Annotated in this window: 12 protein-coding genes; 10 read left to right on the top strand and 2 right to left on the bottom strand. The window is 67.6% G+C overall.

Annotated features, from left to right (window positions below):
* Positions 1–102 precede the first annotated feature (102 nt).
* Positions 103–1,161, bottom strand: coding sequence for a putative sugar O-methyltransferase (locus E0H75_RS01505; RefSeq protein ID WP_131511220.1), 1,059 nt, complete (start codon positions 1,159–1,161; stop codon positions 103–105).
* A gap of 182 nt (positions 1,162–1,343) precedes the next feature.
* On the opposite strand from E0H75_RS01505, the gene E0H75_RS01510 reads away from it, so the two are divergent.
* The 6 genes from E0H75_RS01510 to E0H75_RS01535 all read left to right on the top strand — a co-directional run bounded on the left by E0H75_RS01510 (position 1,344) and on the right by E0H75_RS01535 (position 7,534).
* Complete coding sequence (locus E0H75_RS01510) at positions 1,344–2,789, top strand: hypothetical protein (protein ID WP_238162757.1); 1,446 nt, start codon at positions 1,344–1,346, stop codon at positions 2,787–2,789.
* Positions 2,789–3,604: a hypothetical protein gene (locus E0H75_RS01515; protein ID WP_131511221.1), complete on the top strand. Its 816-nt coding sequence runs from the start codon at positions 2,789–2,791 to the stop codon at positions 3,602–3,604. Before E0H75_RS01510 ends, E0H75_RS01515 begins: the two co-directional genes overlap by 1 nt.
* A gap of 187 nt (positions 3,605–3,791) precedes the next feature.
* Entirely contained in the window at positions 3,792–4,535 is a 744-nt protein-coding gene (locus tag E0H75_RS01520; RefSeq protein WP_131511222.1) for a class I SAM-dependent methyltransferase, read from the top strand.
* Positions 4,536–4,620: 85 nt separating this feature from the next.
* On the top strand, positions 4,621–5,604 hold the full coding sequence (gene pseB, locus E0H75_RS01525; RefSeq protein WP_131511223.1) for a UDP-N-acetylglucosamine 4,6-dehydratase (inverting): 984 nt from the start codon (positions 4,621–4,623) through the stop codon (positions 5,602–5,604).
* Complete coding sequence (gene pseC / locus E0H75_RS01530; RefSeq protein WP_131511224.1) at positions 5,604–6,728, top strand: UDP-4-amino-4,6-dideoxy-N-acetyl-beta-L-altrosamine transaminase; 1,125 nt, start codon at positions 5,604–5,606, stop codon at positions 6,726–6,728. Before pseB ends, pseC begins: the two co-directional genes overlap by 1 nt.
* A 74-nt stretch (positions 6,729–6,802) precedes the next feature.
* Complete coding sequence (locus E0H75_RS01535) at positions 6,803–7,534, top strand: cytidylyltransferase domain-containing protein (RefSeq protein ID WP_131511225.1); 732 nt, start codon at positions 6,803–6,805, stop codon at positions 7,532–7,534.
* A gap of 88 nt (positions 7,535–7,622) precedes the next feature.
* On the opposite strand, the gene E0H75_RS01540 is transcribed toward E0H75_RS01535, so the two are convergent.
* Positions 7,623–8,618 (bottom strand): glycosyltransferase family 2 protein, encoded by a 996-nt coding sequence (locus tag E0H75_RS01540; protein WP_131511226.1) that lies wholly within the window; start codon positions 8,616–8,618, stop codon positions 7,623–7,625.
* 207 nt (positions 8,619–8,825) lie between these two features.
* Here E0H75_RS01540 and E0H75_RS01545 point away from each other — a divergent pair, with 207 nt between their 5' ends.
* The 4 genes from E0H75_RS01545 to E0H75_RS01560 all read left to right on the top strand — a co-directional run bounded on the left by E0H75_RS01545 (position 8,826) and on the right by E0H75_RS01560 (position 13,406).
* Positions 8,826–10,319, top strand: coding sequence for a hypothetical protein (locus tag E0H75_RS01545; protein ID WP_238162758.1), 1,494 nt, complete (start codon positions 8,826–8,828; stop codon positions 10,317–10,319).
* 148 nt (positions 10,320–10,467) lie between these two features.
* On the top strand, positions 10,468–11,310 hold the full coding sequence (locus tag E0H75_RS01550) for a class I SAM-dependent methyltransferase (RefSeq protein ID WP_131511227.1): 843 nt from the start codon (positions 10,468–10,470) through the stop codon (positions 11,308–11,310).
* 105 nt (positions 11,311–11,415) lie between these two features.
* Positions 11,416–11,757 (top strand): DUF485 domain-containing protein, encoded by a 342-nt coding sequence (locus tag E0H75_RS01555; protein ID WP_131511228.1) that lies wholly within the window; start codon positions 11,416–11,418, stop codon positions 11,755–11,757.
* Positions 11,754–13,406, top strand: coding sequence for a solute symporter family protein (locus E0H75_RS01560; RefSeq protein ID WP_238162759.1), 1,653 nt, complete (start codon positions 11,754–11,756; stop codon positions 13,404–13,406). The genes E0H75_RS01555 and E0H75_RS01560 overlap by 4 nt, the downstream gene beginning before the upstream one ends.
* Positions 13,407–13,575: the final 169 nt, after the last annotated feature.

The following is a 13,575-nucleotide window of genomic DNA, read 5'->3' on the forward strand; positions in this document are numbered from 1 at the left end:
ACCACGATGTTCTGCTTCCCGACCAACCCAGGGTCGGAGCCTTCAACCAATTGGGCCTCGGAGTACGGGGTTAGCGGACCCGCACTGCGAGAGCCGCTTGGGTCACTTTCTCTTCAGGACGTTGAGTTGGCGGCCGCCGTGGACGAGCGGGTCGCCGTACTGCCCGATCACGGTGTAGCCGCGCTTCTCGAAACCGTTGAGGATGTCGGCCGACGTGACCGGCTGGAGCGAGCCCCACTCGCCAGCCTTCGCAGCTTTGACCGTGCCCAGCCTGGAGTTCAGCGACACGGCGTACTTGACGCCCTTGGCGCACACCTTGTCGATGTAGTTGTCGACCACCTCGGGTTCCATCTCCTGGAACGAGAACGAGTTGACGAACACATCGAAATCGCCCTGAACATCCTCCAGCCGCCAGCTCGGCACCACCGCGGACCCCCTCACCTCGATCACCCCACGGTCGGCGATCGCGCCGTCATACACCTGCACCCGGTCGCGGCCGAACAGTTCGGTCAGGTAGAACGACGCGACGGTGACCAGGGGCGGGATGTCGATGTCGACGTACCTGGCCTCGGCGTCGCGCGACATCACGATCTCGCCGAGGACGCCGAACCCGCCGCCGATCTCCAGGAAGCTCTTCGGCGGCGCATCGACATGGTTCGACAGCGCCGCCATCACGATCAGGTAGTTGAGGTACGGCCGCCCGAACCGCACGCCCTCGGTCAGGCTCAGCCCGTACGCCTGCGGCGGAGTGCCGACCGGGCTCTCGCCGAAGTCGTCGAGGTTCGCCGGCCAGCGGTCCTGGTTCCAGCAGACGCCGGCGACGTCGAAGTCGCGGCGGGCCTCGAACGCGCCGTTCAGCGCCGAGGTGACCCAGTTCTTGCTCGCCCTCGGGTTGGCCTGCAGCGCCGCCTCGTAGGCCACGCCGATCGAGGCGTTACTGAACCCGTTGCCGTAGCGCGGATAAAACCACGCCCCCGACGTCGGCCACGACTTGAACCTGTCCAGGCCCAACGTGTCCAGGTCCTGCAGGATCTTGTTCAGCCCGACATCCCAAAAATTCGTCGGCCGGTAGATCGACGCGCAGGTCTTGACCTCCGCCAGCGTCCGCTCGGTCAGCGCGGACCAATCCTTCGCCTGCACCGTATCGCGACCATCCGTCATGGCCAGACGCTACCCGATCACCCGACCGCCAATCAGCCATCAACAACATCCGACCACTCCCGAGACCACCCATCAGCCCCACCCTCCTCCTCGACCCGGACCTGACCGACGTCGACCGGGTGATCGAGACCCTCACGAAGCTGGTTGGCTAGCGCCCATGGTCGGAGCTTAAGGTGACCCCTGTGATCCGATCGATCCTGGTCGGCGCCGAGATGCCCAACTGGTCCGACCTGCACCCGGTCGATACCCGACCCGCAGCCGCCGGACCGGCCGCCGTGGCGCTCTTGGCCGCCACCCTTCAGCCCAACGACGCCGTCCTGCTCGCCGGTCCGCACTCCTTGAACCTGATCGCCGACATCGCCGCGCGCGTCGCCTCCGTGGATGTCCTCGTGCGTTCCGCCCCGGACGCCGAAGAGATCGCCCGCGTCGTCGCCCAGCCACTGGCCGACAACAGGGTCTTCTGCGGCGGCCTGGACCGCTTCACCCCGACGTACGGCAACTCCTCCGGGTACGACGTGGTCGTCGCGCTCGGCGGCCTGGACCGGCTCGTCAGTCCGGACACCTCAAAACTCACCTGGGCCGACGCTCTCGCAGCTTTGCAGAATCGGCTCGCGCCCTCGGGCCGTCTGCTGTTCGGCGCCGAGAACGCGTTTGGTTTCGAGCGCTTGATCCAGCCCGCCATCGCGGCCGAGCTACCACGCGACGAGGACTGGGCGCGCGACCTCACCGAGGCGGCACCCTGCGGCCTGAAACCGCTCCGGACCGCCGTCGAGGACGCCGGCCTCGACAGCTCGACGATGTACGCGGTCTTTCCGTCACTGGTCGACGCCCAGGTCGCGCTCACGGACGTCCGCGAACCGCTACCGGCTGCGGTGGCCGCCCGTACCATGGCCGAGCGGTATGCCGGTCCAAGCCTGATGGACCCGTACCGCCTCGTGCAGGACACCGTTCGGGCCGGCCTGACCTTCGAACTGGCTCCGGCTTGGTACGTCGTCGTCGCCGATGACGTGGCCGGTGCACTGCCAACCGATGCGGTTCCGGATGGCTCAGGTGTCCTCCTGGAGGAATACCTGCTCGCCGCTCTCCGGGTCGACGATCAGGCGGCGGTGCGGCGTACGGTTCCCGATTACGTGACGTGGCTGCTTGAGCAGGACCACGACGTCGCGCAGCTCGCTGCTCTGGACAACGTGGTGCTCGACGGTACGTCGTACCGGTTGTTCGGGGAAGGCGAGCCGGTCGGCGCGCGGGGCGAGGCACTGGTCATCGCCCACCTGGAACGCTTCGCCCGACGTTCGCTGGACAGTGGCTCGAGGCAACCATGGCCTGCCGGTGGCTACTCTGACGGGTTGACGGCACGGCTCGCCTCGATGGCGGGATTCACTGCGACAAAGTGGCTTTCGTCACGACGTGAGATGGTCAGACCACTCGGCACTGCCGAGCAGCTGGCGACCGTCGCGCGCCTGTCAGAGGAGCTGACCTCCGCCAGTGCGCGGGCGATCCTCTTCCGGGGTCAGATCAGCGGGATTCGACAGTCGAAGCCGTACCGTGTCGGCCACGCCGTGACGGGCCCGCTGCGGGTGACACGCCGGCACGTGCTGCGGGCACTACGGAAGGTCCGGGGACGCTGATGCACCACGCCAACCACTTCTACGGGCACGCGAACATCATGGCGTCCTACGCCGGATACACGAAGCCGCCGTACATCTGGGGATACCTCCAGCACGGCTGGAACATCCTCGACGGCTTCGCCCACGGCACCACCTTCGCGCCCGGGATGCCGAAGTACGTCTGGTCCGACAGCGTCCGCCGACGCGGCCACTCGATGGGACTGCGCAACTACTCGGTGATCGGCTCGGTCTGGCTCTACCTGCTGAAGGTACATCCGGAACTGGCCACTCCGGCAGAAGACGCCGAAGGCACCATCTTCTACCCGTTCCACGGCTGGGAAGGCCAGCACGTGCTCGGCGACCACGGCCGTATCGTTGCCTCGATCAACGAACACGAGACCAAGCCGGTGACAGTCTGCCTGTACTGGAACGAATACGAGAAACCCGCCATCCGCAACGTCTACAAGAACGCCGGCTTCCGCGTCATCACCCACGGCTACCGCGGCCTGCACTGGCAGCGAACCGACACGAAATTCCTGGTCAACCAGCTCCGCGAACTCCGCAAACACCGACGCGTCGCCTCCAACCGACTCAGCTCCGCCGTCCTGTACGGCGCCTCCCTCGGCCTGCAACCCGGCGTCTACGGCGACCCGATGGTACTGGAAAACGAACACCCCTCCTTCGGCGGCCAAGCCCGGATCAAACGCCTATGGCCCGAACTCGACCAACCATTCGTACCGCCCCCCATCGCCCGCGAGTTCACCGACACCGAACTCGGCGTCGACCACCTCGCCTGCCCCGCCGAGATCCGCGAGTTGTTCCGATGGAATCCGTGACACCAGCACTGAAAACCAGCATCATCACCCAGGTCCGGGCGACCAGCACCTGACTGCCGGTGATCGTGGCGACCACCAAAACTTCAACGACGGCCACTGCTGGTGACCGCCGTGCGGCGGGGCCGAAACGTTCACGTTATTGCTCAACGCGCTGGCGTTGGCCCTCTTCAGACCCCAAGCTTTGGCTATGGAGGCAGCGGAGATCCGCAAGCTCGCCGCACTCGAGCACCAGCACTGGTGGTATCGCGAGCGACGCAGAGTGCTCGCCCGGTCACTCGACGCGCTCGTGAGGACCGGCGAGAAGCCGGGCCGCGCGCTCGACGTCGGCGCTGCCGGCGGCGGGAACACCAGGGTGCTGCGTGGCCGGGGATGGGACGCCACGGCGCTGGAGTACGGCGAGGAGGGAGCGGGGGTCGCGCGCGGGCGCGGTCTCCCGGTGATCCGGGGCGACGCGATCGCGCTGCCCATGGCCGACGACGCGTTGGACCTCGTCGTCGCGTACGACGTGCTGGAGCACATCGAGGACGACAAGTCCGCGGTCCGCGAGATCGCCCGGGTCCTTCGGCCCGGTGGCACCGCCTTGGTCGCCGTACCGTGCGACATGGAGCTGTGGAGCGAGCACGACACCGCCGTCGGACATTTCCGCCGCTACGACCGGGACGGTCTGCTGAACTTGCTCTCATCGGCCGGCCTGCGGATCGAGGAGGTCAGGTCGTGGAACGTTCTGCTCCGGCCGGTGGCGGCCTGGCGGCGGAAGAGGAGCACGGGCAGTGACCTGGAGGACCTGTCCCCGCTCGTCAACCTCGGACTCAGCGCGGTCATCGCCGCTGAACGGTACTTGCCTGTCGGCAAGCTGCCCGGAGTGTCGGTGCTGGTCCGCGCCCGGCGGCAGGATCCGGTCGGGTCATCGCCCAGACCAGGTACTGATTGAGGATTCCGCTGGTTGGGCGGCTATCGTACGGACTTGCGCGCTCCGTGCGCCCGACCCGAACTGGCCTGAAGAAGGGTCCAACGACGTGTCTATCCTGACCGGCTCCGACATCCTCGTCACCGGAGGTACCGGCTCCTTCGGCAAAGCGTTCATCCGCTACGCGCTGGACAACCTCGACCCACGCCGGATCATCGTGTTCAGCCGGGACGAGTTGAAGCAGTGGGAGGTCCGTCACCTGTTCGGCGACGACCCCCGGCTGCGGTTCTTCATCGGCGACATCCGCGACAAGAACCGGCTGGACCGGGCCATGCACAAGGTCGACTACGTCGTGCACGCGGCCGCGCTGAAGCAGGTCGACACCGCGGAGTACAACCCGTGGGAGTACGTGAAGACGAACGTGATCGGCTCACAGAACGTGATCGAGTCCAGCATCGACACCGGGGTGAAAAAGGTTGTCGCGCTGTCCACCGACAAGGCGTCCAGCCCGATCAACCTGTACGGCGCGACCAAGCTGACCGCCGACAAGCTGTTCATCACCGGCAACCACTACGCCGCGGCGTACAGCACGCGATTCGCCGTGGTCCGGTACGGCAACGTCATCGGCAGCCGGGGCTCGATCATCCCGAAGTTCAAGGCGCTGCACGCCGAGGGCAGGTCGCTGCCGATCACCGACCTGCGCTGCACCCGGTTCCTGATCACGCTGCCGCAGGCCGTGCGGTTCGTGATCGACTCCTTCGAGCTGATGCAGGGCGGCGAGCTGTACGTGCCGCGGATCCCGTCGATGAAGATCACCGACCTGGCCCAGGCGATCGCGCCCGGCGCCGCGGTGCACGACGTCGGCCTGCGGCCCGGCGAGAAGCTGCACGAGGAGATGATCAGCCCGGAGGAAGGCCGCCGCGCGCTCGCGATCGGCGAGCGCTACGTCCTGCAGCCGGACCTGGCAACCTGGGGTTACACCCCGCCGGCCCACGGCATTCCGGTCGCCGCGGGCTTCCACTACACCTCGGACAACAACGACCAGTGGTACTCGATCGAGGAGATCACCAAGATCCTCGAGAGCGACGTCTGATGCTCCCCTACGGCCGCCAGTCCATCTCGGACGAGGACGTCGAGGCCGTCGTCGCGATCCTGCGCGGTGACTGGCTGACCACCGGCCCGACCGTCACAGCGTTCGAGAACGCGGTCTCGGAGCTGGCCGGCGGACACCGCGCGGTCAGCTGTACTTCCGGCACGGCGGCGCTGCACATGGCGTACGCCGGACTCGGGATCGGCCCCGGCGACGAGGTCGTGACCACGCCGATGACCTTCGTCGCGACCGCGTCCTGCGCCGCGATCATGGGCGCCAAGGTCGTCTTCGCCGATGTCGAGGCGGATACCGCGCTGCTCGACCCCGCGGCCGTCGAAGCGGTCGTCACTGACCGCACCAAGGTGATCGCTGCCGTCGACTACGCCGGCCATGCGGCCGACTACGACACGCTGCAGGCGATCGCGGACGGGGTCGGTGCGAAGACGCTGGGCGACGCCGCGCACTCGGTCGGCGGGTTCTACAAGGGCCGCCCGGTCGGCGACCTGGCCGACGTCACCACGATGTCGTTCTTCCCGACGAAGAACCTGACCACCGGTGAGGGTGGCGCGGTCGTCGCCAAGGACCCGGCCGTCGCTCAGCGGGTGCTCGAGTTCCACTTCATCGGCCTGGTGCGCGACCCGGCCCGGTTCCAGATCACCGACGAGGGCCCGTGGCATCAGGAGGTGCACGAGTTCGGGGTGAACTACCGGCTCACCGACATCGCCTGCGCGCTCGGTCTGTCCCAGCTGAAGCGGCTGGCCGACTTCACGAAGCGGCGAAGCGAGATCACCGCGCGCTACAACGAGGCGCTCGAGCTTGTCGACGGCGTCCGGACCCCGGCCCAGCGCGACTACGTCGATCCGGCCTGGCATCTGTATCCGGTCCGGATCCTCGGCGGCCGCCGCCGGGAGATCTTCGAGGGACTGCGGGCCGCCGGCATCGGCGTCCAGGTCAACTACATCCCGGTCTACTGGCACCCGGTGTTCGCCAACGCCGGTTACGAGCGCGGGATGTGCCCGAATGCGGAACAGTACTACCGTGAGGAGATCTCACTACCGATGTACCCGGACCTGACCGATGCCGACGTCGATCGGGTGATCGAGACCCTGACGGACCTGGTGTCCTGAGACGTGACGTGGTTGCGCCTCTCGACCGCGTACAGTCGCGACCAGGCGAAGATCCTGGACACGAAAGTGGCTTCATGACGATCGGCATCATCACCCAGGCCCGGGCGACCAGCACCCGGCTACCCGCGAAGGTTCTGCTCACCGCTGGTGGCAAGAGCTACCTGCACCACCACCTGGAGCGGCTCGCCCAGACCGGCCTGCCGGTGATCGTGGCGACCACAACCAACCCCGCCGACGAACCCATCGTCGAGCTGTCGACCGAGCTCGGCTTCCCGGTGTACCGCGGCAGCGAGCTCGACGTGCTTTCCCGGTTCGCCGGCGCGATCCGCGAGCACGACCTCACCGGCGTCGTCCGGGTCACCTCCGACTGCCCGCTGATCGACCCCGCGGTCATTGCCGAGGGCGTCGAACGGTACCGCGCCGAGAACGCCGGCAACGTGTACGTGTCGAACTGCCTGACCCGGACCTACCCGCGCGGCATGGACTACGAGGTGTTCTCTGCTGCCCGGCTCCTGCAGGCCGACGAGGTCGCGACGCTGCCGGTCGACCGCGAGCACGTCACTACCTACCTGCACCAGAACCGGGCCGGCGACATGCGGCTGGTCAACGTTCCCTGGGACGGCGGCGACGGAGCGGGGTACCGGCTGACCCTGGACACCGAAGACGACCGGAAGCTGCTCAGCACACTGATCGAGGAGTTCGCCGCGGAGAAGCTGAACTGCGCCGAACTGGTCGCGCTGATGGACTCGCACCCGGAGCTGGCGGCGCTGAACGCGCATATCGAACAGAAGAAGCTCGGCGAGTGACAGCGGGGCCCTGCAGGACGCAAACGGCCCTACATCTTGGCGACGAGGTGGCCTCGAGCGCGTCGTACCAACTCATCAGGCACGGAGCTCAGGGCATGTCCTTGTCCGGCGCATCGGCTGTCTCCTGAAAGGTGTGGTGACCCGGGTCATCGAGGCTGTCGTAACCGACGAGGAACTGAGGCCGGCGCTGACTCGACTGGAACAATCGCGCGACGTACTCACCCAGGAGACCAAGACACAGCAACTGGATCGCACCGATCACGCCGACAGCCAAGACGGTCGACGTCCAGCCAGGTACGCTTCGCCCGGCAAGCTTGACGGCCAGCGCACCGATCACAACTGCGCAAGACACCAACCCACCAAGCAACCCGAGCCAGGTCGCCAGCCGCAACGGCGCCGCCGAGAACGCCGTCACACTGTCAAACGTCAACCGCAGCATCTTCGACAAGTTGTACTTCGTCGTCCCCGCCATCCGCTCCGCACGCACGTACCGAACCTGCGCGCTCGGGAACCCCAACCACGGAATCACCAGCCGGAACACCCGGCCGTCCTCCGGCAACGCGTTCACCGCGTCGACCACGCGCCGCGACACCAACCGGAAATCACCGGCGTCGAACGGGATCTCCTCGCCCACGAGCCGGCACATCAACCGGTAGTACATCCGCGCGGTCGTCCGCTTCACCCAGGTGTCGCTCGACCGGTCCGACCGGACGCCGTACACGACGTCCACATCCTGCTCCCGCACCGCCGCGAGGAACTCCGCGATCACTTCCGGCGGGTCCTGCAGATCCGCATCGATCGTCACCAGGAACTCACCCCGCGCCCGCCGGAACCCGGCCGACAGCGCCGCCTGATGACCGCTGTTCCGCAGCAGCCGTACGATGCGCAGCTGCGGCCAGTCCCTCGCGGCCTCCAACAGCAGCGCCGCGGTCCGGTCGCGGCTGCCGTCGTCCACCACGATCAGTTCGTAGGAGATCCCGAGACCGTCCAGCAACGGATGCATCCGCTCGAAAAACAGCGGCAACACTTCCTCCTCGTCGTACATCGGCACGACGACGGAAAGTACGGACTGCTCGGTTCGCATAGAGGACCTCCGGTTCCGGAGACTACTCGGAAGACCGCCACCCCGCGGGCACCGGACGCTCGTGCTGTTCACCTGTCTCGGGATCGCGCTGCCCGGGTTCGCGCTGTGGCGCCCGGTGGCCTCATCGACCCCGAGGGCGACCGGATGATCGAGACGAACACGACGCTGGTTGGCTAGCGCGCATGGTCGGAGCTTAAGGTGACCCCTGTGATCCGATCGATCCTGGTCGGCGCCGAGATGCTCAACTGGTCCGACCTGCACCCGGTCGACGCCCGTCCCGCAGCGTCCGGACCGGCCGCCGCAGCACTCTTGGCCGCCACCCTTCAGCCCAACGACGCCGTCCTGCTCGCCGGTCCGCACTCCTTGAACCTGATCGCCGACATCGCCGCGCGCGTCGCCTCCGTGGATGTCCTCGTGCGTTCCGCCCCGGACGCCGAAGAGATCGCCGGCGTCATCGCCCGACCGCTCGCCGACAACAAGGTCTTCTGCGGCGCCCTGGACCGCTTCACCCCGACGTACGGCAACTCCTCCGGGTACGACGCGGTGGTCGCGCTCGACGGACTGGACCGGCTCGTCGGTCCAGACACAGCGAAGCTCGGCTGGGCGGACGCTCTGGCCGCTCTGCAGGCTCGGCTTGCTCCCTCGGGGCGCCTCCTTCTCGGGGCCGAGAACCAGTTCGGTTTCGAGCGCTTGCTCCAGCCCGCCATCGCGGCCGCGCTGCCACGGAACGAGGACTGGGCACGTGACCTCACCGACGCCGCACCCGGGGGCCTGAAACCGCTCCAGACCGCCCTCGAGGACGCCGGCCTCGACAGCTCGACGATGTACGCGGTGTTCCCGTCACTGGTCGACGCCCAGGTCGCGCTCACGGAGGTCAGCGGACCGCTACCGGCTGCGGTGGCCGCCCGCACCATGGCCGCCAGGTACGCCGGGCCGACCCTGATGGACCCGTACCGTTTCGTGCAGGACACGGTTCGGGCCGGCCTGACCTTCGAACTGGCTCCGGCTTGGTACGTCGTCACCACCGCCGATGACCTGCCCGGTGTGCTGCCCGCCGATGCGGTCCCGGGTGGCTCAGGTGTCCTCCTGGAGGAGTACTTGCTCGCCGCTCTCCGGGTCGATCAGGCGGCGGTGCGTCGTACGGTGCCCGAATACGTGTCATGGTTGCGTGAGCAGGACGACGCCACCGCGCAGCTCGCCGCTCTGGATAACGTGATCCTCGACGGCATGTCGTTCCGGCTGTTCGCGGAGAGTGAGCCCGTCACGGCGTACCTGCCGGAGACGCTGGAAGGGGACTACGTCGCGCCACCTGGCGAGGCATTGGTCGTCGCGCACCTGGCACGCTTCGCCCGACGTTCGCTGGACAGTGGCTCGAGGCAACCGTGGCCTGCCGGTGGCTACCCTGACGGGTTGACCGCACGGCTCGCCGCGATGGCCGGAATCACTGTGACAAAGTGGCTTTCGTCACGACGTGAGATGGTCAGACCGCTCGGCAGCGCCGAGCAGCTGGCGACCGTCGCGCGCCTCTCGGAGGAGCTGGCCTCCTCCAGTGCGCGGGGGATCATCTTCCACGGTCAGATCAGCGGGATTCGACAGTCGAAGCCGTACCGTGTCGGCCACGCCGTGACGGGCCCGCTGCGGCACGTGCTGCGAGTACAGGGGAAGGTTCGGCGATTGGCGCGGAAGGTCCGGGGTCGCTGATGCACCACGCGAACGACCGAGGAACTACTCGGCGACCACCGAGCCTGCCCCGCCGTGATCCGCGAGTTGTTCCGATGGAACTGAAGATCGGCATCGTCATCGGCGAGTGACACCGCGCCAGCCCGCCGCTACGGCATGATTTGCGGTGATGACCACCGAGGATCCAGTACCGGAGCCGGCGACCGACCGGGACACGCCGGAGACCGGCTCGAACGCGGCCCGCGCCCAGGCCTTCGGCGCCGTGGCGACCGCGTACGACGCGGGCCGGCCGACGTTTCCCGCCGAGGCACTGACCTGGATCCTCGGGCCGGGGCGCGGGCTGCAGGTCCTCGACCTCGGGGCCGGCACCGGCAAGCTCGCCGCCGTCGCGGCAGCGCTCGGGCACGACGTGATCGCGGTCGACCCGTCGCAGGAGATGCTCGAGGTCTGCCGCCGCCGGCCCGGCCTCGACACGATGATGGGTGCGGCCGAGTCGATCCCGCTCGCCCACGCCTCGGTCGACGCGGTGATCGTCGGGCAGGCGTTCCACTGGTTCGACCACGCTCGGGCCTTGCCGGAGATCGCCCGCGTGCTGCGGCCGAACGGCGTACTCGGGCTGCTCTGGAACAGGGCCGACATCGTGGTCCCCTGGGTGCGGCGGATGGTCCACACGATGCAGGGCGATGCCATCGGCGGCGATCGGTTCGACCCGGTGCCGGTCCTGCTGCAGTCGGGCCTGTTCGCGCTCGTCGAGGACACGCGCTTCCGGCATTGGCAGGACCTGGATCGCAACGGTCTGCGTCAGTTGGCGCAGTCGCACTCGCGGATCGCTGTTCTGACCGAGTCCCGCCGCGACGCCGTACTGGAGCAGGTCGACGCCATCTACGACAACACTGCGCGACCGCCGGAGCCGCTCCGGATGCCGTATTTCACCGATTGCTACCGGGCTCGGCCCAGTGACCTGGCGAATTACCGCCGGACCCTCGACGCCCCGGTCGCGCCCCATCTCTAGCATTCCCCGAAACGTTTTGGTTGCGGTGGGTCACAAATCCGCGACATGGGGCTAACGTGCACGTGTTCGTGTTCAGCGCTGGGCCATTGGAGAACAGGGAAACTCATGGACGAGGAAATGGTGCGCGAGCGGGATGCCCGCGCCTATGAGGCCGTACACGAGGCGGCCGACTTCACCAAGCTGAAAACGCGCTACAAGAACTTCGTGGTGCCGTGGACCATCGCGTTCATGGCCTGGTACCTGGCGTACGTCGCCTGCTGCAACTGGGCCCGCGGCTTCATGGACCACCAGGTGGTGGGGCATATCAATGTGGCCCTGATCTTCGGCCTGCTGCAGTTCGTGTCGACCTTCGTGATCGCGGCGGTGTACGGCCGGTTCGCGAACCGCAAGCTCGACCCGCTGGCCAGTGGACTGAACGCCAAGTACAAGAGGGAGCGTCGCCGGTGAACGTCCTCAGCATCCCGATCCTGATCCCGCTGGCCGACGCCGAGCCGGGCAACCGGGCCCTCACCATCTCGCTGTTCTCCGCGGTCGTCGCCGTGACGCTGTACATCACCTGGTGGGCGTCCCGGCAGAACAAGACCGCGGCCGACTACTACGCCGGCGGCCGCTCCTTCAGCGGTGCGCAGAACGGACTGGCCGTCTCCGGCGACTACATGTCCGCGGCGTCGTTCCTCGGCATCTCCGGCCAGATCGCCCTGTTCGGGTACGACGGCTTCCTCTACTCGATCGGGTTCCTGGTCGCGTGGCTGGTCGCGCTGTTGCTGATCGCCGAACTGCTGCGGAACTCGGGCCGCTTCACGATGGCCGATCAACTCGCGTTCCGGATGAAGCAGAAGCCGGTCCGGACCGCGGCCGCGACCTCGACGATCGTGGTGTCGATCTTCTACCTGCTGGCCCAGATGGTCGGCGCCGGTTCGCTGGTCGGGCTGCTGCTCGGTGTGAAGAGTGAAGGCCTGAAGGCGGCGGTGATCGTCCTGGTCGGCGCACTGATGATCGTCTACGTGACGATCGGCGGCATGAAGGGCACGACCTGGGTGCAGATCGTCAAGGCCGTGCTGCTGATGGCCGGCACGGTGGTCATCACCTTCCTGGTGCTGGTGAAGTTCAACTTCAACCTCTCCGACCTGCTCGGCGCGGCCGCGGACAACTCCGGCAAGGGCGAGGCGTTCCTGCAGCCCGGGCTGCTCTATGGCAAGGACCTGACCGGGCAGATCGACTTCCTGTCGCTCGGCCTGGCACTGGTCCTCGGTACGGCGGGTCTGCCGCACATCCTGATCCGCTTCTACACCGTGCCGGACTCGCAGACCGCACGCCGGTCGGTGCAGTGGGCAATCGGTCTGATCGGCGCGTTCTACCTGATGACGCTGGCGCTCGGGTTCGGTGCGGCGGCGCTGCTCGACACCGGCAAGGGTTCGGCGGTCGCGGAGTCGAAGGGCAACGTGGCGTCGCCACTGCTGGCCGAATCCGTCGGCGGTGGCGCCGGCTCCACCGGCGGCGCGATCCTGCTCGCCCTGATCGCGGCGGTCGCGTTCGCCACGATTCTCGCGGTGGTCGCCGGGCTCACCCTGACCTCGGCCTCGTCGTTCGCGCACGACCTCTACGCGAACGTGATCGCCAAGACCAAGCCGGACGAGAAGACCGAACTGCGAGTGGCGCGGTTCGCGGCGATCGGGATCGGCGCGGTCTCGATCGCGCTGGCGATCCCGGCGCAGAAGCTGAACATCGCGTTCCTGGTCGCGCTGGCGTTCGCGGTCGCCGCGTCGGCGAACCTGCCGGCGCTGCTGTTCAACCTGTTCTGGAAGCGATTCAACACCGCCGGCGCGGCCTGGAGCATCTACGGCGGCCTGATCTCCGCGGTCGTCCTGGTGTTCTTCTCGCCGGTCGTGTCCGGTACGCCGACGTCGATGATCACCGACGCCGACTTCTCCTGGTTCCCGCTGTCGAACCCGGGCATCGTGTCGATCCCGCTGGGCTTCCTGTTCGGTGTCCTGGGCACCTTCCTCGGCCGCGACCGGTCGAGCGAGTCCCGCTACAACGAACTCTCCGTCCGCGCCCTCACCGGCGCCGGCGCCGAAGGCCCGGCCAAACACTAGTCGCCCCCTGGCGGATCCAGCGTGCGTGCATGCGGAGTCGGCGGCGGTTCCTCGGGCTGATGCCCGCGGCCGCCGCCGTTCTGCTGTCCGCTGGCAGCGGTCGCGCAGATGATCGCTGCCGTGCTGTGAGGGCCGCCGTCGCAGTGTTCCTGCTCAGCGACTCGCTGGT

The sequence above is a fragment of the Kribbella capetownensis genome, from assembly GCF_004331485.1.
GTDB classification, from domain to species: Bacteria; Actinomycetota; Actinomycetes; order Propionibacteriales; family Kribbellaceae; genus Kribbella; species Kribbella capetownensis.

What these genes read in the sequence shown, in the direction of transcription:
- E0H75_RS01505 (WP_131511220.1), bottom strand. Translation starts at nt 1,161, where the DNA reads ATGACGGATGGTCGCGATACGGTGCAGGCGAAGGATTGGTCCGCGCTG.
- E0H75_RS01515 (WP_131511221.1), top strand. Translation starts at nt 2,789, where the DNA reads ATGCACCACGCCAACCACTTCTACGGGCACGCGAACATCATGGCGTCC.
- E0H75_RS01520 (WP_131511222.1), top strand. Translation starts at nt 3,792, where the DNA reads ATGGAGGCAGCGGAGATCCGCAAGCTCGCCGCACTCGAGCACCAGCAC.
- pseC (WP_131511224.1), top strand. Translation starts at nt 5,604, where the DNA reads ATGCTCCCCTACGGCCGCCAGTCCATCTCGGACGAGGACGTCGAGGCC.
- E0H75_RS01535 (WP_131511225.1), top strand. Translation starts at nt 6,803, where the DNA reads ATGACGATCGGCATCATCACCCAGGCCCGGGCGACCAGCACCCGGCTA.
- E0H75_RS01540 (WP_131511226.1), bottom strand. Translation starts at nt 8,618, where the DNA reads ATGCGAACCGAGCAGTCCGTACTTTCCGTCGTCGTGCCGATGTACGAC.
- E0H75_RS01550 (WP_131511227.1), top strand. Translation starts at nt 10,468, where the DNA reads ATGACCACCGAGGATCCAGTACCGGAGCCGGCGACCGACCGGGACACG.
- E0H75_RS01555 (WP_131511228.1), top strand. Translation starts at nt 11,416, where the DNA reads ATGGACGAGGAAATGGTGCGCGAGCGGGATGCCCGCGCCTATGAGGCC.